Annotated in this window: 21 protein-coding genes; 9 read left to right on the forward strand and 12 right to left on the reverse strand. The window is 61.0% G+C overall.

Annotated elements, in window-relative coordinates:
- Positions 1-21 precede the first annotated feature (21 nt).
- Positions 22-1,230, reverse strand: a complete 1,209-nt coding sequence (locus tag AEAC466_RS35420) for a pyridoxal phosphate-dependent aminotransferase (RefSeq protein ID WP_023458613.1) — start codon at positions 1,228-1,230, stop codon at positions 22-24.
- A gap of 294 nt (positions 1,231-1,524) precedes the next feature.
- On the opposite strand from AEAC466_RS35420, the gene AEAC466_RS35425 reads away from it, so the two are divergent.
- From AEAC466_RS35425 to AEAC466_RS35460, 8 genes are all read left to right on the forward strand, one after another.
- Entirely contained in the window at positions 1,525-2,214 is a 690-nt protein-coding gene (locus AEAC466_RS35425; RefSeq protein ID WP_023458614.1) for a TVP38/TMEM64 family protein, read from the forward strand.
- 308 nt (positions 2,215-2,522) lie between these two features.
- A complete protein-coding gene (locus AEAC466_RS35430) occupies positions 2,523-3,566 on the forward strand; it encodes a rod shape-determining protein (protein WP_023458615.1) in 1,044 nt (347 codons plus the stop codon).
- A gap of 77 nt (positions 3,567-3,643) precedes the next feature.
- Positions 3,644-4,831: a rod shape-determining protein MreC gene (mreC, locus tag AEAC466_RS35435; RefSeq protein ID WP_023458616.1), complete on the forward strand. Its 1,188-nt coding sequence runs from the start codon at positions 3,644-3,646 to the stop codon at positions 4,829-4,831.
- Positions 4,831-5,415 carry a hypothetical protein gene (locus AEAC466_RS35440; RefSeq protein WP_023458617.1) on the forward strand — a complete coding sequence of 195 codons (585 nt, stop codon included), beginning with the start codon at positions 4,831-4,833 and terminating at the stop codon, positions 5,413-5,415. Before mreC ends, AEAC466_RS35440 begins: the two co-directional genes overlap by 1 nt.
- Positions 5,416-5,423: 8 nt before the next feature.
- Positions 5,424-7,415 (forward strand): penicillin-binding protein 2, encoded by a 1,992-nt coding sequence (gene mrdA, locus AEAC466_RS35445; protein WP_023458618.1) that lies wholly within the window; start codon positions 5,424-5,426, stop codon positions 7,413-7,415.
- A gap of 1 nt (position 7,416) precedes the next feature.
- Positions 7,417-9,420: a penicillin-binding protein 2 gene (mrdA, locus tag AEAC466_RS35450; protein ID WP_023458619.1), complete on the forward strand. Its 2,004-nt coding sequence runs from the start codon at positions 7,417-7,419 to the stop codon at positions 9,418-9,420.
- An 8-nt stretch (positions 9,421-9,428) separates the two neighbouring features.
- The gene (rodA, locus tag AEAC466_RS35455) at positions 9,429-10,592 is read left to right on the forward strand and encodes a rod shape-determining protein RodA (protein ID WP_023458620.1); all 1,164 of its coding nucleotides are present in this window, start codon (positions 9,429-9,431) and stop codon (positions 10,590-10,592) included.
- A gap of 66 nt (positions 10,593-10,658) precedes the next feature.
- The gene (locus AEAC466_RS35460; RefSeq protein WP_023458621.1) at positions 10,659-10,877 is read left to right on the forward strand and encodes a hypothetical protein; all 219 of its coding nucleotides are present in this window, start codon (positions 10,659-10,661) and stop codon (positions 10,875-10,877) included.
- Positions 10,878-10,889: 12 nt separating this feature from the next.
- Here the strand turns inward: AEAC466_RS35460 and pip are convergent, their stop codons facing one another.
- Positions 10,890-11,894 carry a prolyl aminopeptidase gene (gene pip / locus AEAC466_RS35465; RefSeq protein WP_031238942.1) on the reverse strand — a complete coding sequence of 335 codons (1,005 nt, stop codon included), beginning with the start codon at positions 11,892-11,894 and terminating at the stop codon, positions 10,890-10,892.
- A 50-nt stretch (positions 11,895-11,944) separates the two neighbouring features.
- On the opposite strand from pip, the gene AEAC466_RS35470 reads away from it, so the two are divergent.
- Positions 11,945-13,189: an MFS transporter gene (locus AEAC466_RS35470; protein ID WP_023458623.1), complete on the forward strand. Its 1,245-nt coding sequence runs from the start codon at positions 11,945-11,947 to the stop codon at positions 13,187-13,189.
- Here AEAC466_RS35470 and dgcA read toward each other — a convergent pair.
- The 10 genes from dgcA to hisB form a co-directional block, all read right to left on the reverse strand.
- On the reverse strand, positions 13,152-14,129 hold the full coding sequence (dgcA, locus tag AEAC466_RS35475; protein WP_023458624.1) for an N-acetyl-D-Glu racemase DgcA: 978 nt from the start codon (positions 14,127-14,129) through the stop codon (positions 13,152-13,154). The two genes, AEAC466_RS35470 and dgcA, sit on opposite strands and share 38 nt — an antisense overlap.
- Positions 14,130-14,247: 118 nt before the next feature.
- Positions 14,248-17,013, reverse strand: coding sequence for a hypothetical protein (locus tag AEAC466_RS35480; RefSeq protein WP_023458625.1), 2,766 nt, complete (start codon positions 17,011-17,013; stop codon positions 14,248-14,250).
- Between the two features lie 137 nt (positions 17,014-17,150).
- Positions 17,151-17,414 carry a hypothetical protein gene (locus AEAC466_RS35485; RefSeq protein WP_023458626.1) on the reverse strand — a complete coding sequence of 88 codons (264 nt, stop codon included), beginning with the start codon at positions 17,412-17,414 and terminating at the stop codon, positions 17,151-17,153.
- Positions 17,415-17,443: 29 nt separating this feature from the next.
- Positions 17,444-17,908, reverse strand: a complete 465-nt coding sequence (locus AEAC466_RS35490) for a DUF805 domain-containing protein (protein ID WP_023458627.1) — start codon at positions 17,906-17,908, stop codon at positions 17,444-17,446.
- 94 nt (positions 17,909-18,002) lie between these two features.
- On the reverse strand, positions 18,003-18,521 hold the full coding sequence (locus tag AEAC466_RS35495) for a DUF805 domain-containing protein (protein ID WP_023458628.1): 519 nt from the start codon (positions 18,519-18,521) through the stop codon (positions 18,003-18,005).
- A 59-nt stretch (positions 18,522-18,580) separates the two neighbouring features.
- A complete protein-coding gene (gene hisIE, locus AEAC466_RS35500; protein WP_023458629.1) occupies positions 18,581-19,225 on the reverse strand; it encodes a bifunctional phosphoribosyl-AMP cyclohydrolase/phosphoribosyl-ATP diphosphatase HisIE in 645 nt (214 codons plus the stop codon).
- 87 nt (positions 19,226-19,312) lie between these two features.
- Complete coding sequence (gene hisF, locus AEAC466_RS35505) at positions 19,313-20,080, reverse strand: imidazole glycerol phosphate synthase subunit HisF (protein WP_023458630.1); 768 nt, start codon at positions 20,078-20,080, stop codon at positions 19,313-19,315.
- 26 nt (positions 20,081-20,106) lie between these two features.
- Positions 20,107-20,838: a 1-(5-phosphoribosyl)-5-[(5-phosphoribosylamino)methylideneamino]imidazole-4-carboxamide isomerase gene (gene hisA, locus AEAC466_RS35510; protein WP_023458631.1), complete on the reverse strand. Its 732-nt coding sequence runs from the start codon at positions 20,836-20,838 to the stop codon at positions 20,107-20,109.
- 40 nt (positions 20,839-20,878) lie between these two features.
- Positions 20,879-21,466, reverse strand: coding sequence for an imidazole glycerol phosphate synthase subunit HisH (hisH, locus tag AEAC466_RS35515; protein WP_023458632.1), 588 nt, complete (start codon positions 21,464-21,466; stop codon positions 20,879-20,881).
- Complete coding sequence (hisB, locus tag AEAC466_RS35520; RefSeq protein ID WP_023458633.1) at positions 21,463-22,947, reverse strand: imidazoleglycerol-phosphate dehydratase HisB; 1,485 nt, start codon at positions 22,945-22,947, stop codon at positions 21,463-21,465. Before hisB ends, hisH begins: the two co-directional genes overlap by 4 nt.
- Between the last annotated feature and the right edge of the window lie 100 nt (positions 22,948-23,047).

The following is a 23,047-nucleotide window of genomic DNA, read 5'->3' on the forward strand; positions in this document are numbered from 1 at the left end:
GGTTCCGTCCTCACGGCGTATTTACTTCAGGCTGGCGCAGAAGCGCTGGATGCGCGAACAGGCCTCGGTCAGAACCGATTCCGACGTGGCGTAGGAAATGCGGAAAAAGGGCGACAGACCGAAGGCAGCGCCGTGTACGACCGCGACTTCTTCGGTTTGCAGCAGTTCGCCGGCGAAGTCTTCGTCATTGGTGATGATCTTGCCCGACGGGGCCTGCTTGCCGATGCAGCCGGCGATCGACGGATAGACGTAGAAGGCGCCTTCCGGGGTCGGGCAGGTGATGCCCTTGGCGTTATTGAGCATGGCGACGACCAGGTCGCGGCGCTTCTGGAAGACTTCAGCGCGCGGGGCGATGAAGTCCTGGGTGCCGTTGAGCGCTTCGACGGCCGCCCATTGGGCGATCGAGCAGGCATTGGAGGTCGATTGCGAAATTATCTTCGACATCGCCTTGATCAGCGGCTCCGGACCGGCGCAATAGCCGATGCGCCAGCCGGTCATTGAATAGGCCTTCGAGACGCCGTTCATGGTCAGGGTGCGGTCGTACAGTTCCGGCACGACCTGGGCGATGGTGGCGTATTTGAAACCGTCGAACAGCAGGTGCTCATACATGTCGTCCGTCAGGATCCAGACCTGGGGATGACGCTTCAGGACTTCGCCCAGCGCCTTCAGGTCCTCGGCCGTATAAACGGCGCCGGTCGGGTTCGAGGGCGAGTTGAGGATCAACCACTTCGTCTTGGGCGTGATGGCGGCTTCCAGGATCTGCGGCGTCAGCTTGAAGCCGGTTTCCATTCCGGCCACTGCGAAGACTGGCGTGCCGCCGGCCAACAGCACCATGTCCGGGTAGGACACCCAGTACGGCGCGGGCACGATGACCTCGTCACCGGCGTTCAAGGACGCCATCATGGCGTTATAGATGACCGGTTTGCCGCCGGGCGACACCGATACTTGCGTCGTCTTGTAATCCAGGCCGTTTTCACGCTTGAACTTGGCGACGATGGCGGCCTTCAGTTCGGGGATGCCATCGACGTCGGTATAGCGGGTTTCACCGCGCTTGATCGCCTTGATGGCGGCGTCGCAGATGTTTTCCGGCGTGTCGAAGTCGGGTTCGCCGGCGCCGAGCGAAATCACCTTGCGTCCGGCGCGCGCCAGTTCGCGCGCCTTTGCCGTGACAGCCAGGGTAGGGGAAGGCTTGACGCGCTTGAGCGTGTCCGATTCAGAGAAGGAGGCCATGAGAGTGCTCGCGGTTTGAGACAGGTCCACCATTGGCGGAGCGCCATCCGTGGAGAGGGAAAAATGCAGGCCTCTCTTTACTCGCACGCGCTCGTTTGTCCAACTGTCATCGTCCATCATGGCCCAAAATCTTTCTTAACTGCGGCGTTGCGGCACGGTTAGTTACAAAGGTTTCCAAATTGCCGCTTTTGCTGCAATTTTACTTGTGCAAACCATAGCTTTGACGACATACAGCGTGCAATGCACAATCGATTTCAACATTTATGGCGAACCGTAACAGGCTTTTTCCTTCATATGGATGGAAAGAACGTGCGCGCGCTTGGCATGAGCCTTGTGCTGCTGGCGCTTGTCGTCGTCGTGTTTCTGATCGGCAAGTCGCCGTGGGGCCAGGAAATGCTGCTCGATCTGGAACACTGGATGGCCCAGTACCGCCATTCCCCCCTGGCCATTGTCATCGTCACCCTGGTGTTTTGCGTGTCCGCGCTGTTCGGCGCGCCGCAATTCGTGCTGATCGCGGCCTGTGTCGTCGTCTTCGGGCCGGTATGGGGCGGCTTTTACAGCTGGGCCGCGACCGTCATTTCGGCGGTCATGACCTTTTACATGGGCCGGTATGCCGGCGCGGGCGTGCTGGCGCGGCTGGGCGGAAACCATGTCGGACGGCTGAGTGACTATATCGGCAAGAACGCCTTTTCTGCCTCCTTCATTGTGCGCAACATTCCGTCTGCGCCGTTCATTGTGGTCAACATGGCCTTCGGGGCCTCGCGCGCGTCTTTCCTCGGTTTCATCGCCGGGTGCGCGCTGGGCATCATCCCCAAAACCGCGTTGGTGGCCTTGTTTGGCCAGTCCTATGCCTCGGTCACCCAGGGCGGCAACTGGCGAATGGCGCTTTTAATGGCGGGCATCGCCATCGTCTGGCTGGGCCTGATGCTGGTGGCGCGCAAGGTCTATGAAGTGGCGCGAAACCGGCATCAGAATACAGAATGAAATCACGCGCCGTTATCAGATGACATTTTGTGTGATCGTCGAACCTTAAAAAAGCAGCATTCCCATTGAATACAAGGCGTTAACCAATTCGCTTGTAGGGTGAAACTATCTTTTTTCTGAACCCTCTTGAAATATGAATCAGATAAGGGCAAGTGAGGGCTTTCCGGGAGTTGGAACCTGTTGATTCAAGGGCATTTGGCCTTGATCCGGCGACGGGCTATCCGGATTGCCCCCAAAATGCCTTCCTTACACTCTAATGGGTTCGCCCCCTGTAAAAAGCCCTCTAAGCACCAAGGTAGTTTATCTCAATGTTCAAGTCCTTCTTCGGCGGATTTTCCAACGACATCGCCATCGACCTTGGTACGGCCAATACGCTGATCTACATGAAGGGCCGCGGCATTGTGCTCAACGAACCTTCGGTGGTGGCATTGCGTAATGTCGGCGGCCGCAAGCTCGTGCACGCTGTGGGTATCGAAGCCAAGCAGATGCTGGGCCGTACACCCGGCCACATGGAAGCCATCCGCCCGATGCGTGACGGCGTCATCGCCGACTTCGAAGTCGCCGAAGAAATGATCAAGTACTTCATCCGCAAGGTTCATAACCGCAAGGGCTTCGTTAATCCGAAGGTCATTGTGTGCGTGCCGTCAGGCGCCACCGCAGTTGAGCGTCGCGCTATCAACGATAGCTGCCTGAACGCCTCGGCCCGCCGCGTTGGCCTCTTGGATGAGCCTATGGCGGCCGCCGTCGGCGCCGGCCTGCCGATCCATGAACCGACCGGCTCTATGGTCGTCGATATCGGCGGCGGTACGACCGAAGTCGCCGTCCTCTCGCTGTCGGGTATCGTCTATTCCAAGTCGGTGCGCGTCGGAGGCGACAAGATGGACGAAGCCATCACCAACTTCATGCGCCGCAATCACAACCTGCTGATCGGTGAAACCACCGCCGAACGCATCAAGAAAGACATCGGCACGGCCCGCGTTCCGCACGACGGCGAAGGCCTGGCCATCGACGTCAAGGGCCGCGACCTGATGCAGGGCGTGCCCCGCGAAGTCCGAATCTCCGAACGCCAGGCGGCGGAAGCCCTGGCCGAACCGGTCGCCCAGATCATCGATGCGGTGAAAGTGGCACTGGAAGCCACGCCGCCGGAACTGGCTGCCGACATCGCCGACAAGGGCATCATGCTGACCGGCGGTGGCGCTCTTCTGCGTGGCCTCGACATTGAAATCCGCGACCAGACCGGCCTGCCGGTCTCCGTGGCCGAAGACCCCCTGTCCTGCGTCGCAATCGGTTGCGGTCGCGTGCTCGAGCATCCGCGCTGGATGAAGGGCATTCTTGACGCGACCATGTCGTAATCGAGTCGTAATAGGGTTCTAAAAGCGGACCGATCACCATCTTTACATAGGCTCGATGGCTCTGAGGAAATTGTAGCGTGCCCTACGGAGACAACAACAAGCACTTCGAACACCTGAAACTGCCCATGACCTGGGCCGTGATGGGCGTCGTCGCGGTTGTCTGCATCGTCGCCGCTCTTATGTTCCTGGGTGACCGCCGTGAAGATGTGGAGCCGGGCGCCTACAATAAACGCGCGGGCTTCGATACGGTCGCCAGTCTGCCGGACAAGGCATTGTCCTATCCGGTACACAAAATTGGTGACGGCACCAACTGGCTGGATGACTACTTCTTCGCCGTGCGCGAAAACCGCAGCCTGAAAAAGAAGGTGGCCCAGCTTCAGCAGGACCACGACCGCATGGTCGAACTGGCGGATATCAATGCCCGTTACGAAAAGCTGCTGAATCTGCGCACCGAGCCTCCTGTCGAAACCGTCGCGGCCCGTTCGGTCGCCGTTTCGCGTGGGCCGTTCGCCAATAATCGCCTCATCGACGCCGGCTCGAAAAAGAAGATCGGGTTTGGTAACCCGGTCATAACCGAACACGGTCTGGTCGGGCGCGTTGTCGGTGTCTCCGCCGATGTCAGCCGCGTATTGATGGTCACCGATGTGACCAGCCACGTACCCGTAATGATTTTGCGTTCCGATGCGCGCGCCATGATGAATGGCGATGGCGGCGGCTACCCCAAGCTCGATTTCGTGCGCGGTAAGGATTCGGTGAAAGTGGGCGATCAGATCCTGTCTTCCGGTGACGGCGGCATCTTCCCGCGCGGTCTGCCAGTGGGTGAGGCGGTCAAGGGAGTGGATGGCGTCTGGCGTGTTCGCCTCTATTCGAACCGCGCCCCGATCGATTTCGTCAAGGTCCTGTTGTTTAAGGACTTCTCGCAACTGCCTAACAGCGACACCCTGCTGCGCACCCCGGCGGTCAGCGATGTCCTGCCGCCGCCCGCCCAGCCGGTGGTCGCATCGGCCTCGGCGTCCTCTGCTTCGGGATCGTCCGCGCCGCGTCCCGCCCCGTCAACGGCCGCCGTGACGACTGCCGGCGCCGCCTCAACCAGCACGCCGTCGGCCAAGCCCAAACCGCCGGCGCCTAAACCGGCCACACCGAAGCCTGCCGCCTCCAAACCATCTGGGACAAGCGACGCCGCCTCGTCCACGCCTGAGCTCAGGCCGTTCGTTCCGCCGGCCACGACTCAGACCACGAGTCCGGCCCCCGAAGGACAACAATAATGAAGGTCCCCGGCATGCTGGGCCCTAAGAGACGCGGCATCAGCGGCGCGGCGATCAATCGCGGCCTGCGTAGTGGCATGGCGTCCAAGATTGTCGGCCCCTGGGATTGGATTCTGGCGCCCGCCCTGATGAGCATCGGCCTAACCCTGGCCCTGGCGGCGGCGTTTCAGCCCTTCGGCTTCTATCTGCCGGAGCCGGTATCGCCGCTTATCCTGGCCTTCACGTGGCCTCTGATCCGCCCGTCCTACTTCGCGCCCTTGGTGCTCGGGGTGCTTGGCCTGTTTCTGGATATGTTCTGGGGCGCGTCTCTGGGCTTCTGGACGATCAGCCTGATGCTGGTCTATGGCGCGCTGGTGACGGCGCGAACCTATATTGTCGGCCAGGAATGGATCGTCGTCTTCGGCATCTTCCTGTTGACCGAGTGCCTCTTTTTCAGCCTGTGCGTCCTGCTGACCCTGATCGATACCGGCGTTTGGCCGCGTCTATGGGGCGTGGTCGAACAGGCCTTCGCGACCACGCTGCTTTTCCCCTTCGTTCTGTATCTGCTGGAAAAATACGTCCATGCCGATGTCAGGTTCCAGTGAGGTGAAAGATGGCCGACCCGTCTATCGTCTTTACGGATGTCAATGAACGCCAAGGGGCGTTCCACCGCCGCATCTTCCTGATGGGCGGGGTGACGGCCTTCGGGCTATTCGCACTGACGGGGCGTCTGGTTCACCTTCAAGGGGTGCAGGGCGAAAAGTACAAGATGCTGGCCGCCGCCAACCAGTACAATTACCGCATCGAACCGCCGCCGCGTGGCGAAATCCTCGATCGCAACGGTAAGGTCATTGCCGGCAACCGCCCGTCGTTCCGCGTCATGCTCGAAGCCAACCTGATCAAGAATATCGACGATACGCTCGATCAGATCGCTTACGTCCTGCCCCAGACCCTGTCGCAGCGCCGCCGTATCCTGCGTGACATTAACCAGTCGCAGCGGTTTGTTCCCACCATCGTCGCCGCCGACCTGGCATGGGAAGATTTCGCGAAGATCAGCCTCTATGCCAATGATATCCCCGGCGTGGTGGCGGATATGGATGAAATGCGCACCTATTATTACGGCGGCGCCTTTTCCCATGTCGTAGGCTACGTCAACAAGATCAACGCCAAGGAATTGGCGCGCGAGGTCGAACAGACAGGCGGCAAACCGGATAAGCTGCTTCTGCATCCTGGGTTTCGCATCGGTAAGAGCGGCATCGAAAAGACCTACGATGTGCAATTGCGCGGCCAGGCGGGCGGTAAGAAGATCGAAGTCGATGCGCGCGGCAAGGTCGTCGCCGAAGACGATGAAGGCTCGCGCCCGGCCGTAGGAGGCAAGGACATAGTCCTGACGCTCGATGCCGATATTCAGAGCCGGGCGGTCGAGGTGTTTGGCGAAGACTCCGGCTCGGCGATCATGATGAACTGCCAAACGGGCGAAGTTCTGTGCATGACGTCTTCGCCCGGTTTTGATCCTAACCTGTTCGTTTCCGGTATTTCCGGTCCGGCTTATCGACTGCTGGCCGAATATGAGCGTCTGCCCCTGCTGGATAAGGCGGTTGGTTCAACCTACGCGCCGGGCTCGACGTTTAAGATGAATACGGCCATTGCCTTGTTGGCCGCCGGCGTCGATCCGTCCGAGCGGGTGACCTGCACCGGCGTGTACCGTATGGGTAACAGCAGTTTCCGTTGCTGGAAGCCGGGCGGGCACGGCTCCGTCGATATGCGGGGAGCGCTGAAACATTCCTGCGATGTCTATTTCTATACCCTGTGCAATCGTGCCGGCGTCAACGGTATTGCGCGGACGGCCCGTATGCTCGGTTTCGAACAGACCTTTCCCGATCTCGGCATCGAAGGGCAGAAGAAGGGCCTTATCCCCGATACGGCTTACAAGGCCCGGGCCTTCAAGAAAGACCCGACCTGGCACCCAGGCGAAACCGTGTCGGTGTCAATCGGTCAGGGCTATGTCAATGTCTCGGCCATTCAACTGGCGACCTATATCGCGCGCATCGCTAACGGCAAGAAGGCGGTGGAGCCCTATCTGGTGCGTAAAGTCGGCAGTGAACTGGAAGACCATATGAGTCGCTTCCGCGATTTGGGTATTCCGGAATCGCATATCCAGATCGCGCGCGACGGCATGTACATGGTGTCCAATGACAGTGACGGCACCGCGTTCCGGCAATCGCAGCTCGATCTCGGCCCCAATATCAAGATGTCGGGCAAGACTGGCACCGCCCAGGTGCGATCCTACGGATCGGGTACGCGCAAGGCGGCGGAATGGAAGTACAAGGATCATGGGCTATTTGTTTGTTTCGCGCCGTCCGACGCGCCGAAATACGCCTTAGCCGTGGTAGTTGAACATGGTGTTGCCGGTGGTAAATTTGCCGCGCCCAAGGCGCGTGAGATCATGCGACTGGCGTTGATGAAGGACCCGGACATCCAGAAACGCATCATTGGCCCGGTCAGCACAGCGGTCGATACAGCGGCGCTCAAGGCTGGTGCGGCAGATCCCGAGGTCGATACCCTTGCGCCGGAGCCCCTGACCGACAATATAAGGTCAGACTGACATGGCCGAACCCTCCCTAGTCTTTACCGATGTGAACGAACGCCAAGGTATGTTTACCCGGCGGGTCTTCCTCATGGGTGGATTTGTCGCTTTCGGTATGTTCGCCTTGACCGGTCGTCTGGCGCATCTTCAGATTCTGCAGGGCAGCAAATATTCCAAGCTGGCAGCCGCCAACCAGTTCAATTTTCGCCTGATTCCGCCGCCGCGCGGCAATATCTACGACCGTAACGGCAAGCTGATCGCGGGCAACCGTCCGTCGTTTCGCGTGATGATCGAGACCAACGAGGTCAAGAACATCGATGATACGCTGGACGAAGTGTCCTATGTCCTGCCGCAGACCTTGTCATCCCGCCGCCGTATCCTGCGCGATATCAACCAGAACCAGCGGTCGGTGCCGACAGTCATAGCCTCCGATCTGAGTTGGGAGGATTTTTCCCACGTGAGCCTGTACGCCAATGACATCCCGGGTGTCGTGGCCGATATGGACGAGGTGCGCGCCTACTATTACGGCGGCGCGTTTTCGCATGTCGTCGGCTACGTGTCGAAGATTTCGCAGAAGGATCTGACAGACGAGACCGGCGTCAGCCAGACTGATTTCAACCTGCTGCATCACCCCAGCTTCCGCATCGGCAAGCAGGGGATCGAAAAGGCGTTCGACAGGGACCTACGCGGCACGCCCGGCGGACGCAAGGTCGAGGTCGATTCCCGTGGCAAGGTGGTGGCCGACGACGAAGAAGGCAATATAGCACCGGTCCCGGGTAAGGATGTCGTCCTGACCCTGGACGCCGATATTCAGTCGCGAGCGGTTGAGGTGTTCGGCCAGGAATCCGGCTCTGCCGTGATGATGGATGTGCGTACCGGCGAAGTCCTGTGCATGACCTCGTCCCCTGGTTTCGATCCCAACCTGTTCGTTTCGGGCATTTCGTCCAAGGCCTATAAGCTGCTGGCCGATTACGACCATATCCCGCTGCTCGATAAAGCGCTTTCCTCGACCTTTCCGCCGGGCTCGACCTTCAAGACCATGGTCGCCCTGGCGGCGCTCGAAAACGGCTACGACCCCAACACCATCCATGTCTGTAACCGGCACTGGCCGTGGGGCGGGCGCGTCTGGGGCTGTGACGATGCCCATGGAGCGCTCAACCTGCATCAGGCCATCGTCACCTCGTGTGACATCTATTTCTATCAATGTGCACTCAGCGTCGGGCCGGACAAGATCGCCGCCATGGCGCGCAAGTTCGGCTTAGGCGACATCTTCGATATCGGCATTGCCGGTCAGAAGGCGGGTATCGTGCCCGACTCGGCGTGGAAGAAGAAGTATTTCGCCAAGCGCAATCCGGCCAACACCAAATGGTTCCCCGGTGAAACGCCGTCGATGGGCATCGGGCAGGGCTATACCAACCTCAATCCCTTGCAACTGTGCGTGATGGTGGCGCGTCTGGCCAACGGCCGCAAGGCCTTGACGCCGCAATTGGTCAAGTCGGTGGGCGGCGTCGATCGCGTGGTCAAGGAATTTCCCGACCTGCCGGCCGATCCTGCGCATATCGATTTCGTTCGCGCCGCCATGGCCGATGTGGTTACCAGCGGCACCGCCGCCCGCACGGGCAAGCTTGACCTGGGCCCGATCATGATGGCCGGCAAGACCGGGACCGCCCAGGCCTATGATTACAAGGGCGGTCGCGGGGCGCACGGTGCCGTGGGCGACTGGAAGCTGCGCGATCACGCCTGGTTCGTCGCCTTTGCCCCGGCCGACGCGCCGCGTTTCGCCATGAGCGTCCTGGTGCAGCATGGCGGCTTCGGTGCCGCGTCCGCTGCACCCAAGGCGCGTGAAATCATGCGGCTGGCCCTGCTTAAGGACCCCGAAACCCAGAAGCGTATCGTCAGCATAAATCCCGCCGACCTGGTCGATAAACCGCTGCCGGCGGATACATCGACTGACGGCATTCCCCCCAATGGTAATCCGGATGTGGTGCCGTCGCCGGCCGCTACCGGCCACAAAAGCGTTTAGGTGTAGGCATGGTCGATTCCGCCCTCTCACGTCCCGGACAACGCGAACGCTACGACAGCAAGCTGGCGCAGATCGACTGGGTCTTTGTCGGCCTGCTGGCCACCCTAACCGGTATCGGCATTCTGCTGCTCTATAGTGTCGGCGGTATGAAATGGGAGCCGTGGGCGTTCAAACAGCTTGTCACCTTCTGTGCCTGCATGGCCTTTATGCTGCTGCTGGCCCTGGTTGACCTGCGCGTCTGGCTTATGGGAGCCTACTGGTTTTATGGCGCCTCCCTGCTTTTGCTGGTGGCGGTCGAAGCGGTCGGGGATGTCCGCATGGGCGCTCAGCGTTGGCTGTCCGTTGGCGGATTTGGCTTCCAGCCGTCTGAGTTCATGAAGCTGGCCATCGTTCTGGCATTGGCGCGTTTCTACCATGAATGCTCTGCGAAGGACGCCAATTGGTCGTGGAAGCTGTTGTTCCCCGCCGCCATGATCGGCGTGCCGGCGGTATTGGTCATGCACCAGCCGGACCTCGGCACGGCGGTTCTGATTTCGCTGACTGGCTTGGCGGTCATGATTCTGGCGGGCCTGAATTGGAAAGTCATCGCCGCGGGTGCGGCAGCAGCGGCGGTCGCTATTCCCCTGGCGTTCGAATTCGTGCTGCATGAATATCAACGCCAGCGCATCCTGACCTTCCTTAATCCCGAAGAAGATCCGTCCGGTTCCGGCTATCACATCCTGCAATCGAAGATCGCCATGGGGTCCGGCGGACTGTTGGGCAAGGGGTTGGGGCTGGGCTCGCAATCCCAGCTTAACTTCCTGCCGGAAAAGCATACCGACTTCATCATGGCGGCCGTTTGCGAAGAACTCGGATTCGCGGGCGGTTTCATGATCTTCCTGCTCTATGGTGCGATTATCCTCATGGCGCTGCGCATGGCCTCCTTGTCGCACTCGCATTTCGGCCGGCTGGCGGCGGCGGGGGCCACGGCCACTTTCGCGCTATACGTCCTGATCAATGGCGCAATGGTCATGGGGCTGTTTCCGGTCGTCGGTGTGCCGATGCCTCTGGTGTCCTATGGGGGGTCGGCTATGCTGATGGTTATGACGGGCTTCGGTCTGGTGCTTGGCGTCAAGGTGCACCGCTATCAGGAACTACCGCGTCAGGCGTCCATCTTCCAGCGCTTCGAATAGGGGCGCGCAGGCGATCCAGCTCATTCCCATGCCGATTTCTTATTTCCGGCTTGGTACATTCGGTGCATGACGACGCGTGAACCCCCAGTCAACAAGACGGAAAGCCGACGGTCCCTGTGGGCCGCCATCGTGTTGCTCGGCCTGCTTGTCGTAGCATGTGCCGTTTTTTTTCTGAGCCCGCAAGGACCGCATGATCGCCCGGGCGCGGATGGCGATAAGCCGGTAGCGGCCGATCGCGTGGCCAATGGTGCATTCAACGGACGTACTGCGCCCGTTACGCCCTAATCCTTCGCGATATCAGCGTCCTAATAGGGCCAGCGCATCATCGGCGGCGGCCACCAGACCTTCCAGAATGCCGGGGTCGCTGGACGAATGTCCGGCTTTCTTGACCAGATTGAAGCGGGCTTCCGGCCAGGCGCGATGCAACTCCCAGGCCGTGGTCATGGGGGTGACCACGTCGAAGCGGCCCTGGACGATCCAGCCGGGGATGTCACGGATACGATCTATATTGTCGATCACCCAGTTTTCATGTTCGAAAAAGCCGCCATTCTTGAAGTACCAGCTTTCGATGCGGGCAAAGGCCAGCGCGAATTCGGGGTCCGAAAACTTGGTGGCGCTGTCGCTCGGGCCTTCGATGGACAGGGTATCGCCCTCCCAACCGCTCCACGCCAGGGCGCAGCGCACCTGGGTCGCGCGATCCGCGCCATTGAGCCGCCTGATGTAGGCGTTCAGCAGATTGCCGCGTTCCTCAGGCGGAATCGGCGCGACAAAGCGTTCCCAGATATCGGGATAGATGTGGCTGGCGCCGTCCTGGTAGAACCAGTCAAGCTCCGTCTGGCGGACCAGAAAGATACCGCGCAGGATAAGCCCCATGACCAGTTGCGGGTGTGTGAGCGCGTAGGCGAGGGACAGGGTGGAGCCCCATGACCCGCCGAAGACAACCCATTTTTCGACACCGAGCTTTTGCCTCAGGGCCTCGATATCGTCGACCAGATGCCAGGTGGTGTTGTCTTCCAGCGAGATATCCTGCGATGCGTGCGGTGTCGATTTTCCGCAGCCACGCTGATCGAACAGGATAATGCGGTAACCGTCGGGATTGAAATAGCACCGCAGGTTCGCAGAGCTGCCGCCTCCGGGGCCGCCATGCAGAACGACGACGGGAATGCCCGCCGGATTGCCCGATTGTTCATAATATATGCGATGTTTGCCCCCGGTCGGCATATGACCGCTATCGTAGGGCTCGATATCCGGGTATAGGCCGCGTGCCGGTGCGAGTTTCGCTGAAAGTACAGAATCGGTCATCATAAGTGAGTTCGAATGGCAAAAAATGTCGTTTATTACTAAGACTTAAAATGCCCCCGCTCACAACCCCCTTAACGCTGAGCACGCCGCGCCGTCAGGCGGTGTTCTACGCCCTGCTGTATGCCGGAACGGGCGCGTCCCTGCCGTTCATGCCCTTATGGTTGAAAACCCATGGCATGTCGGCCGGCCAGATCGGCATCATACTGGCCGTCCCGCTGTTGCTGCGTGCTCTGTCCGGGCCGATCAGCGGTTTGTGGGCCGACAGCTTTCGTCTGTATCGGACGCCCCTGGTCGTCCTGGCCTTGAGCGGGGCCTGTTTCTATGCCCTGATGAGCCTCGGTGCGCTGGTGCCGCCCGTGCGGTTTGCCGCCTATCTCGTTCTGTTCACACTGGGCTATACCTGCATGGCCAGTGTGTCGCCGCTTATCGATGCCATGACCCTGCAATTGTCGCGGCGGGAACACTTCACCTACGCCATCCCGCGCGCCGTAGGATCCTCTGCCTTTATCTTTGCTAACATCGTCCTGGGCTATCTTTTGCTGGTCTTGCCGTCGGACAGCATCCTCGTGTGGATCGTGGTCGCGGCCACCCTGACGGCCATTGGCGGCCGTTATCTTCTGGGCGATCAGGTGCGGCCAGATATCCATCACGTCGATACACCACGCCAGACCGGCTGGCAGAGGTTGCGCGTCCTCATGCGCGACGAAGGGTTTCTCTGGCTGATGATCGCCGTTGGCTGCCTTCAGGCGTCACATAGCTTCTATTACGCCTTTTCGACCATCATCTGGAAGGAGCGGGGGCTGTCTTCCGGCACCTGTGGCTATCTCTGGGCTGTCGGCGTGGTGGCCGAAGTCGCCTTCATGTGGCTGGGCGAAGGCATCCGCCGCCGCATGGGGCCGTGGCGGATGCTGGTGCTGGCGGGCGTATTCGCCGTCGTCCGTTGGGGCGTCATGGCGATGTCGCCGCCTTTATGGGTGTTATATCCACTCCAGGCTCTGCACGCCTTGTCGTTCGCCGCGACATACCTGGCCGGGCTGGAGCTGATTCACCGCCTGACGCCGAAAGGCTATGAAGGCCTGGCCCAGACGATGAATGCCGCCTATGCCAGCGGGGTCATGATGGGGATCGGCACCTTGGCGTCCGGCGCAATCTATCAGGTGTTCGCCGCGCGCGGATACGGCGTCATGGCCACGGTCGCCGGTATTGGATTGCTCAGCGCCCTATGGATGTACAGCCAGCGCGACCGGCTAATGGCGATCACCCCCACAGTTCCGGCGCCGGGGGATGCAGGATAGAGCCGGTGATCTCCAGGCCATGCTCGCGGTCCTTGGCCAGGAGCAAAGGTCCGTCCAGATCGACGAAATCTGCGCCCTGCGCCACCAGCATGGCCGGTGCCATGGACAGCGACGTGGCCACCATGCAGCCGACCATTATACCAAGCCCCGCCGCCTGGGCCTCCGCCTTGAGCGCCAAAGCTTCGGTCAGCCCGCCGGTCTTGTCCAGCTTGATATTAACGTAGGTGTAAAGCCGAGAGCAGAGATCCAGGTCCATGCGCGTATGCAGGCTTTCGTCGGCGCACAAGGCGACCGGTGATGTGTAGCCAAGCAGTTGTTCGTCTTCCGATACCTTCAGCGGCTGTTCGATCAACCGGACCCCAAGCGCCTTCAACTCGGGCGCCAGCCGCGTGAGATCGTCGAACGACAGGCCTTCATTGCCATCGACGATCAGGCGTGCCTTCGGGGCGTGCCGGCGCACGGCCTCTACGCGGTCGATGTCGTCGGGACCGCCGATCTTCAACTTGAGCAAGGGGCGGCGCGCATTGGCGGCGGCCTGCGCCCCCATGGCGTCGGGCGTGTCCAGGCTAAGCGTATAGGCGGTTTTCAGCGGATCCAGCCGCCGCAGACCGGCCGTCTCCCACGCCGGAATGCCGGTCAGCTTGGCATTGAGGTCCCATAGCGCGCAGTCGATGGCGTTGCGGGCCGCGCCCGCCGGCAGGAGGTCGTGGAGGTCGCTGAAACTCAAGCCGCCCTCAATGCGCGGGCGCACCCGTTCTATATCGGCCAGCGACTGTTCTATGCTTTCGCCATAACGGGCGTAGGGTACGCTTTCCCCGTGGCCTGTCCTGTCCTGGTCCCGCAGTTCGGCATAGATAACATGCGCTTCGGTCTTGGAACCGCGCGCGATGGTAAAGCGACCGGCGATCGGAAAGACGTCTTCGCGTACCGACAGATGCATGGGGGCGAGCGCTTTCTAAAACGTGCGTTAAAACGAAAAATTATACCAACGGTCATTTCTGTTGATAGCGGGCGACCGCCCGGCGCGCACGTTTGCGCGCGCCATGCGGCACCTGAGTTTAGATCAAGTCGCTGATCGCGGCGTCGATCAACAGGTAGGCGCGACCGGAATCGGTGGACAACACCTCGTTCAAAGCCTTGGTTGCATCCTTGGACATCAGGGCCATGTTGATCTGCTGGTCATAGAAGGTCGCAAAGTCATTGGCCTGCTGACGCAACTGGGCGTCGGACAACAGGCGGCGGCTAAGGCGGCGGATGGCAGCGGGTGCGACGCGGCGCACGACCATGCGCGCCCCTTCGTTGTCCTCGGCCATGATGGCGCCGATGGTCTCTTCGATCCGCGTGCGGCTGAGCAGGGAGGTTGCGTCAACCCCCATGGCGTTCACTTCGGCCACCATGAGGTCATCCAGGCTGTCGAACTCGGGATCGGACGGCGGCTGGATGGTCGCGGCGCTGGCGGCCACCGGCGCGGGGACTTCGCGGCCTTCCATGCCGTTGAGCAGATCGCGCCAGGACCAGCCTTCATTTGCTGGCGCGCGGGCGGGCTTCGCCGGGGGCGGTGCAGGCGGCGTAATCGGCCCGGGGGAGGGCCGTGTCTCGCTGGTCTGGGCGTTGAGCGGTGTCAGGCGCAAGCGCGGTGTAGGCGCGGGCTGAGAGACGGTTTGGGGTGCCGGAGCAGGCGTCGGGGACGGGGTTTCACGCGCATAGGCGCTGCGGTCGCGCTCACCATAGCGCGGCGCAGGCGGTGTGGTGGGTTGGGCGTGCGGCGGCAGGGGCTGGTCGCCGGAAATGACGCCCATCAGCCGCACGGCTTCGGTCAGCATATCGTAGTTGCGCTTTACCCGCTCCTGGAAGGCCGTATCGACGGCTTCGGTTTCCTGGGCGGCGCGACGGGCGGCGTCCATCATGGCATTGATGCCGTCTTCGACGCTCTTGCGTATTTCCACCAGGCGCGCCTGGGCTATGGCGGGAAGCTGCTCGGCCCCGCTGGTAAGCTCGTTGAGGGCGTTGTTCACCTCGGCGATGGTGGCGCGGGTATGCTCGAAACTCGCGTCCAGTTTTTGCGCCGTCTTGTCGCCGGCTTCGCCGATGAGGTCGGACGATTCTTCGATCAGGCGGCGGGCGGCCGCGAAGCGGGCATCGAACACCTCATCGGCCTTCTTGCTCGCCTCGAAAATCGATTCGTTGAGACGATCGACGCGCATTTGCGAGGTCTGGGCGGCCTGGTCGGCGGCGCGTTTGGCTTCCATGGCGGCGGTGTTGAGTTGTTCCAGTGACCGCTTGGTTTCTTCGACCAGATCGTCACGGGCGTCCGCCGCCATCATCGATATGTTCGACAAGGTGGCATGGATGCGCGTTTCAAAAACGGTGCGTTCATTTTCCGCAGCACCATTGATGGCGCGGAAATGTTCCTGGGCCGACACGACGATGTCGCGCAGCACGTCGATACCGCGCGCCGAGGTTTCGCCCAGATCGACGGTGGCAACGCGAGTGATTGACAAGGCTTCGGTCAACTGCGCGCGCTGGTTTTCGATGTGGACAGCGAAATCTTCCTGATCGGCGCGCAGGGACAGGGCAGCGGAAACAAGGCCGGCGCGTTGTTGCGACAGACTTTCTTCGACCGTGCGAATTTGGTCGGAAACGCCGGAACCGGCGGTCTCCAGACGGATGGTCTGACGGTCCAGATCTTCACTGGCGGTCTTGGCCGCGTCGGAAATGTCGGCCGCGGCATTGACCATGGCGCCGGTACTGGCGGCCAGACTGGCTTCGGCCTCGCGCAACTGCGCCTGCGCCAGATCGGAAGCGTCGGCCACCATGCGGGCCTGACGATCGACGGCTTCGATGATGCCGGTCGCCTGCTGTCCCAGGCTATCGCTGAGTGATACCAGGGCCTCGCGTTCACCCTGCAAAGACTGCGTAACGCTTTGAGTCGCAGCGCGGGCCAAACCGGCGGCGTCATGCAGGCGGTCGGTTTCCGCCTTCAGACGGGCCGAGAGCTCGGTGATGTCGGCATGGGCCAGACGCACGGCCCGGACGGCGTGATCGACCTGGGCGCGCAGCGAATCGACCAGTTCGCCGGTTTGGGACGCCGCGGCCGACGCAGGTGCCAGCATGGCGTCAGCCAGTTCGGCGGTGCGTTGGGCCTGACGCGACAGGGCGGCGGCATTGCGCAGCGCATAGGCGGAGGCGAAGACGAGGCCCGCCGGAAACAGGCCGAGACACACAAGCACCACGAACTTGAACGGCTCATAGATCATTGCGGTCAAACCGCTTTGCGCCCCCAGCGAGAAGGCGATGAGACCGCAGGCCCACAGAAGCGAGATGAACGCCGTCAGACCCCAGAACAGAACAGGCGACATGCCCCGGCGCGTCTGAATTTTTTCGGCCTTGACCTCGGTCTTTTTAACCTGTTTGCCCGCCTTGTGATCCTTTTTTTCCGCGCCTTCGACGGCGTCGCGCGCCTTCGGATTATAGGCGCCGAACTTGACGGGTGGGGTGGGCTCGGGCGGCAGGGTCAATTCGGCCACGACGTCTTCGCCCGTAGCCTGTGCTGTATCCACGACGGTATCGGCCACAGGCGCTGCCTTCGGGCTCGCTTCTGGCATCGGTTCTGGCGTCATTTCGGGTTGCGGTTCTGGTTCGCGCTCGGGCGTGGCGACGTCCGTGACGGGGGCGGCCGTGGTCAGGGGGGCTTCCAGAATATCGTCAACCGGGGCGGCGGATGTGTCGATCGCGTCTTCCTTATCCGACGACTCCTCGATCTTGCGGCTCAGGGCTTTAAGACGCGGCTCGGACAGATTCAGCGGGGGGCGGCGTGGTTTCATTCGACAGGTATCCTGAAGCCGGTTTTCTACGGCCAGACGGCATGAGTTGTGAGAGAGGTCTAGGCTTTCTCCCAGCAGGAGAAAGTTATCGCCAACTTACGCTTATAGCAAAGCTTTTTGTCGGACGACGGAGAATTTCACTCCGTCTCGCGGGTCGCTTTCGACGGCTGAGCGGTGCTGTCCGGCTTGGCCTGAGTCTGATCGGACGCGTCTTGGGTGAATTTCGTCTGGTCACGCGGGGTCGCTTCCTGCGCCCCTCCGAAATGCAGAAAGGCCGCCGAAATCAGGGCGGCGATCAAGGTTGTGAGCATGTCGAGCAACACGGACACGAAGCTGGCTTTCGGACAGATGACGGAACGGACGGCACTCGCCAAAAACGCGGCAAAGTAACCATGATGCATTCGCGTCTCTGTTGCAAATGAAACGCGGCTCAGCGGGCGAATTCATCGGCCTTTGCGGCAAAATCGCCACGTTTCCCATGCGGGTCGGGACCAAAGCGATTGTCGCCCGCCTGACCGGTTTTCAGAGCCAGAAAAAAGATCAGGGCCCAGCACAACAGGTTGGCCGCTATACCGAGTGCATTCATGATCAGAAGAATAACGCCCGGCATGTAACCGCCCATGGCCAGCGAGGTGACCGCCATGGCGGCCTGAGGGACCAGCAGCCACAGCCATGCCGCCGAACATCCCGTATCGTGCAGACGCCGGATGAACAGGCAGGCAAGCGGCCAGGCTTGGAGCGCCCATATGATGCTAAGGACGAGTGGCGCGTCGAGCGACGGTACCGTTCCCAGGCCAAAACCGATCACCAGCATGGCGAGCATGTCGACGGCGATATAGCCAAGGAACTGCGTACCACTGATGCGCCCGCGGGGTGAAAACAGAGAAGCGATCATTGAAACGTCCCTGGAGCAGGTTAAAACGCATAAAGGCAACAAATTTAGAGCGCCGATCAGATCCAACCAAAGTGAGACAGGAGTTACACGTGTCTTATGTATCGGATTGGGGAGTATCGGCTTGCGGCTGGGTATTGGGCGAAGGCCCGTATTTATTGTCTCCCGTCTTCCCTGGCCATACACTCAGGCCGATTCCCATAAACAGGGTCAACATGTTCCCCAGGCCGGCGACCAGGCTCAGCGTGTCTGCGAGGAAGGGGTCATAGTCGATCGTGTCACGGCCGACAAAAGCAATCAGATTGGGAACGATACCGGCAAAAAGCACCAGGGCCAGCCACGCCGTCAGGCCGGTGTCATGCAGGCGTTGCGCCATCAGGCAAAAACAGGCGTAATAGATGAGCACGATCAGCACCATGCTCAACCAGGTGACGGGACCGTCGATATGGGCCATGAGATCGTCACTTAAGACATCGGCCAGCATGACGACGCCAAGCAGCAGCAAAAAGGTCAGGACCTGGCAGACCCAGAAATTGAGGGAAAATTGAAGACGGTTGATCCGGCCGTGAGGTGAAAACAGGGCATTGGCGCCGACAAGGAATTTGTTTTTAGCCACGGCCTAAACATCCCGAAATATATGCGGTTCAGCTGATCACAAAATGCGTGATCTGTAAATCAGCCTTTATGCCGTTCGCGCAGGATGTCCAGCACGTTTTCGAGCCGGGTCTCGCGCGCCATCAGCAGGACTTCCAGGTGGTATAACAGGTCGGCGGCTTCGTTATGCAGTTCATCGAGATCGCCGGCCCGACCAGCCAAAGCGGTTTCCAGCCCTTCTTCGCCGACCTTCTGCGCGATCTTGGCTATGCCCTTGTGCATCAGGCGGGCTGTATAGCTGTCTGCCGGCGACTCCTTGGCGCGGTCACGCACCACGCCGGCCAGCTGGCCCAGGAAACCGATGCCCGGCGCCGTTTCCATGCCAAAGCACGACGTCGTCTTGGTGTGGCAGGTCGGTCCGTTCGGGCGCGCCATGACAAGCAGCGCGTCTTCGTCACAGTCGGTGGTTACGCTGACCAGTTCGAGCGTATCGCCGGAGGTCTCGCCCTTTCGCCAAAGGCGGTTCTTCGACCGCGACCAGAAGGTCACCAATCCGCCCTGCAAGGTGGCCTTCAGGGCGTCGGCGTTCATGTAGCCCAGCATCAGCACCTGCAGGGTATCGGCATGTTGGACGATCGCCGGGACCAGGCCATTTTCCTTCGCGAAATCGATCTGGTCGATGTCCTTGACGGTCAGGGCGTTGGGCAGTTTGTGGTCTTCGGGCATTTATATCTCATCATGGATTGGGGGCTGCGCAGACGTCCGACGGGACAAAGCGGGCGGCGGACTATTGGGCCGAAAATTCCGACAGCCTTAAAGTCTAACAGGGATGCCCGCCCGCTGAAGATCACGCTTCAGGTCAGGGATAGCAATGATTTTCTTATGAAAGACGCTGGCGGCCAGTGCGCCGGACACATCCGCTTTCGTAAACACCTCCGTGAAATGCTCGGGCGCGCCGGCGCCACCGGAGGCGACCAGCGGAATATCGAGCAGATCGCGCACCAGGCGAAGCTGGCGAAGGTTGTAACCTTTGCGGACTCCGTCCTGGTTCATGCAGTTCAGGACGATCTCACCCGCCCCACGATCGCGCGCTTCGACCACCCAGTCCAGCGTCCGGCGTCCGGCCTGACGGATCTTGTCCGGATCGCCGGAATATTGGTGAACATAGTAGTCGCCATCCATTTCACGACTGTCGATGCCGACCACCACGCATTGCGACCCCGCCATTTCGGCCAGTTCGTTAATCAGGTCGGGCCGTTCCAGCGCCGGTGAATTGATCGATACCTTGTCAGCGCCGCTGTTCAGGCATTTCACCGCCTGTTCGGCCGACCGGATACCGCCGGCGACGCAGAACGGAATATCGAGCGCGCGGGCGATTTCGCTGACCCAGTTGTAATCGACGGTGCGGCCTTCCGAAGAGGCAGTGATGTCGTAGAGCACCAGTTCATCGGCGCCCTCGTCGCGATAGCGCAGCGCCATATCGACGGCGTCGCCGAGGATTTCGTGACCGACGAATTGCACGCCCTTGACGACCTTGCCGTCCTTGACGTCGAGACAGGGGATGATGCGTCTAGCCAGCATGACAGGGGCTTTCCAGGAGGCTGTTATTATCCGACATTGAGTGCGGCCTTCAGGTCAATCAAGCCCTCATAGATGGCCTTGCCGACAATAGCGCCATGCACACCCAGGGCCTTCAGGTCATAGAGATCTTCCACCGAGCGCACACCGCCCGACGCCTGAATTTCGAGGTCCGGACGTTTCTGCCGCAGGGCGCGCATCAGGTCCATGTTCGGCCCCATCAACATGCCGTCGCGCGATACATCGGTCACAAGTATACGCTGCGCTGTGCCGAACGGGTAATAGTCGAGCACATCCCATAGAGAAATACCCGATCCTTCGACCCAGCCATGCAGGGCGGCGTCGAAATCGCCGTCCGCCGTCGGCAAAACATCGATGGCCAGGGTAATGCGGTCCTTGCCGAAATCGCGCAGCCACCCGCGCACCTCTTCCGGGCTCTTGACCGCCGCAGAGCCGACGACCACCGCCGATACGCCTTCGTCGAGCAGGGTTTGAACGTGGGCGCGCGTGCGCACGCCGCCGCCCGTCTGGATCTTGGCGCGCGAGGCCTGAGCCAGCCGCCCGATCAGTTCATGCTGCTGAGGCGATCCCGCCTTGGCGCCGTCCAGATCGACAATGTGCACCCACTGGGCAAATTCTTCATTGAACAGGGCCAGGCGCTTGAACGGATCGGAGTCGTATTTGGTCACGGCGTCAAAACGCCCCTGGGCGAGGCGGACGCATTCACCGTTGATCAGGTCGATGGCAGGGTACAAAATCATAGCAGTCTCAAATTCACCTCCCGGATCGGGAAGCCTAAAATTACAGGGCGACGAAATTCTTCAGTATGTCGGCACCGACGACGGACGACCGTTCCGGGTGGAACTGGCAGCCCCAGACATTACCTTTACGCACCATTGCAGCGAACGGCTGGCCATAGGTGGTGGTCGCCACGGTGAAGGCGTTGACAGGGCAGGCGAAGCTATGGACGAAATAGGCGAAATCCCCGGCGCTCACGCCCTTTGTCAAGACATCGTCCTGGATCGCCTCAAGCTGGTTCCACCCCATGTGCGGCACGACCAGATCATGACTGGCCTCCATGCGCGTCACCTGTCCAGGGATCAGGCCCAGGCATTCGACATCGCCTTCCTGCGACCCCTCAAAGAGAAGTTGCTGGCCCAGGCAGACGCCCAGAAGCGGCACAGTGAGGCCACGAATGGCGTCGTACAGCCCAAGTTCCCGTATGCGCGACATCGCGAAGCCCGCCGCGCCGACGCCGGGCAGCACCACCTTCGATGCCGCCGCGATTTCGGCCGGATCGGATGACAGGCGCGCATCCGCACCCAGACGTTCCAGGGCGAAAAGGACAGACGCTGTATTGGCGCAGCCGATTTCAATGACGGTGATCATGCCAGCATACCCTTGGTCGACGGCAAGGCGTCGCCTTCGATGCGTGTCGCCTGACGCAGGGCGCGGCCCAGCGCCTTGAAACAGGCCTCCGTCTTATGGTGATCATTGCCGCCCGTCACCTCGACATGGATCGACGCGCCCAAGGTTTCCGACAGCGACCGGAAGGCGTGCGCTGTCATCTCGGTCTGGTAGTCGCCGATATGCGTGGACTGGAAGTCGCCCTTGAAGACGCAGAAGGGCCGTCCGCCGAGATCGACGCTGACCTTGGCCTCGGTTTCATCCATGGGCAGGACGAAGCCAAAACGCGCCATGCCGACGCGGTCGCCCAATGCGATTTTCAATGCCTGACCGAAGGCCAGCATGCAGTCCTCGACCGTGTGGTGGCCATCGATTTCGAGATCGCCTTCGCACGCCAGTTGCAGCGAGAAGCCGCCGTGCGTCGCAACCTGATCCAGCATATGATCGAAGAAACCGATGCCGGTATTGACCTTGACCGGCTTGGGCTGGTCGAGATTGACCAGGGCCGATATCCGCGTTTCCTTGGTGTCGCGCAGGATTTCTCCGATGCGCGGCGCCTTGTCGGCGGGCGCGACATCGAGCGCGCGCAGGATGCGGTTGTTGGTGGCGATGTCGCCAAGGGCGATCAATAGCCCGGTTGGCGTGACCTGCGGGGACAGCCCAAGCCGTTTCAACGCTGTCTGGGTCGGCAGCATGGCCTTCGGCCGCAACAGCATAAACGGCCCGTCATTGAGGTCGAAGCTGTCGAGATGTTTCGACCGGCTGAGCGCCTCACGCAGACGTGCCTGCTCGGTGCGGATGAGGTCAACCCGCGACTGAACGCTGAGGGCGCGTGACGGCGACAGGGCGGCCTCGGCGGCGCGGACGCTGGGGGTCGGCAGCGGATGCGGCTCGCAAAATTTCAGCAGTCCTTGCAAGGTCTTGGTATTGGAAATCAGCGCTCCGACGCGCGCGCCGGCCATCCCGAACAGATAGGACAGGCTTTTCAGCACAACGACATTGGGTTCATTGACCGCCAGTTCGACCAGGCTTTGCGCCGTGCAGGCGTCGAAATAGCTTTCGTCTATGACCAGCAGGGTCGGAAACAGATCGACCGCCAGGGTGCGGGCTGCCTGGATATCCCACGCCTTGCCGTCCGTCTGGCGCGGGTTGTGCACCAGATAGAAGCCGCCGCCCTTGGTCAGGGCCCCGGTCTCGGGGGGCTTGCGGATGGCCAGATTATAGACCGAACACAGGTCTTCCAGATAGTGGTCGCCATTGGCCCACAAAAATTCGTGGCCGTGCACGCGCAGGCGACGCATGAGGATTTCCATGGCGTGCGATGCGCCGCGGGTCACCATCAACTGATGGGGCTCTACGCCGTAGAAATCCGCCATGCGTTCCCGCAGCGGTTCCAGAGACGGCGGCAGGGATTCCAGTCCCGCGCCCGAGGCATTCAGCGACGAAAAGGGTGAGTTGAACATCTTAAACTTCCAATCGGAAATCGGCCGCCAGGGCGTGGGCTTCGAGGCCTTCGAGCCGCGCCAGCCGGGCGGCGGCCGGGGCGATGGCGGCGGCGCCTTC

Source organism: Asticcacaulis sp. AC466 (assembly GCF_000495815.1).
Taxonomy (GTDB): domain Bacteria; phylum Pseudomonadota; class Alphaproteobacteria; order Caulobacterales; family Caulobacteraceae; genus Asticcacaulis.

Bases quoted from the DNA above. Each gene is read 5' to 3' on its own strand.
- AEAC466_RS35420 (WP_023458613.1), bottom strand. From the start codon at position 1,230: ATGGCCTCCTTCTCTGAATCGGACACGCTCAAGCGCGTCAAGCCTTCC.
- hisIE (WP_023458629.1), bottom strand. From the start codon at position 19,225: ATGCCCGAAGACCACAAACTGCCCAACGCCCTGACCGTCAAGGACATC.
- AEAC466_RS35460 (WP_023458621.1), top strand. From the start codon at position 10,659: ATGACGACGCGTGAACCCCCAGTCAACAAGACGGAAAGCCGACGGTCC.
- AEAC466_RS35490 (WP_023458627.1), bottom strand. From the start codon at position 17,908: ATGATCGCTTCTCTGTTTTCACCCCGCGGGCGCATCAGTGGTACGCAG.
- pip (WP_031238942.1), bottom strand. From the start codon at position 11,894: ATGACCGATTCTGTACTTTCAGCGAAACTCGCACCGGCACGCGGCCTA.
- mrdA (WP_023458618.1), top strand. From the start codon at position 5,424: ATGGCCGACCCGTCTATCGTCTTTACGGATGTCAATGAACGCCAAGGG.
- dgcA (WP_023458624.1), bottom strand. From the start codon at position 14,129: ATGCATCTGTCGGTACGCGAAGACGTCTTTCCGATCGCCGGTCGCTTT.
- hisF (WP_023458630.1), bottom strand. From the start codon at position 20,080: ATGCTGGCTAGACGCATCATCCCCTGTCTCGACGTCAAGGACGGCAAG.
- AEAC466_RS35485 (WP_023458626.1), bottom strand. From the start codon at position 17,414: ATGCATCATGGTTACTTTGCCGCGTTTTTGGCGAGTGCCGTCCGTTCC.
- AEAC466_RS35430 (WP_023458615.1), top strand. From the start codon at position 2,523: ATGTTCAAGTCCTTCTTCGGCGGATTTTCCAACGACATCGCCATCGAC.
- hisH (WP_023458632.1), bottom strand. From the start codon at position 21,466: ATGATCACCGTCATTGAAATCGGCTGCGCCAATACAGCGTCTGTCCTT.
- hisA (WP_023458631.1), bottom strand. From the start codon at position 20,838: ATGATTTTGTACCCTGCCATCGACCTGATCAACGGTGAATGCGTCCGC.
- mrdA (WP_023458619.1), top strand. From the start codon at position 7,417: ATGGCCGAACCCTCCCTAGTCTTTACCGATGTGAACGAACGCCAAGGT.
- rodA (WP_023458620.1), top strand. From the start codon at position 9,429: ATGGTCGATTCCGCCCTCTCACGTCCCGGACAACGCGAACGCTACGAC.
- hisB (WP_023458633.1), bottom strand. From the start codon at position 22,947: ATGTTCAACTCACCCTTTTCGTCGCTGAATGCCTCGGGCGCGGGACTG.
- AEAC466_RS35470 (WP_023458623.1), top strand. From the start codon at position 11,945: ATGCCCCCGCTCACAACCCCCTTAACGCTGAGCACGCCGCGCCGTCAG.
- AEAC466_RS35425 (WP_023458614.1), top strand. From the start codon at position 1,525: ATGGATGGAAAGAACGTGCGCGCGCTTGGCATGAGCCTTGTGCTGCTG.
- AEAC466_RS35440 (WP_023458617.1), top strand. From the start codon at position 4,831: ATGAAGGTCCCCGGCATGCTGGGCCCTAAGAGACGCGGCATCAGCGGC.
- AEAC466_RS35480 (WP_023458625.1), bottom strand. From the start codon at position 17,013: ATGAAACCACGCCGCCCCCCGCTGAATCTGTCCGAGCCGCGTCTTAAA.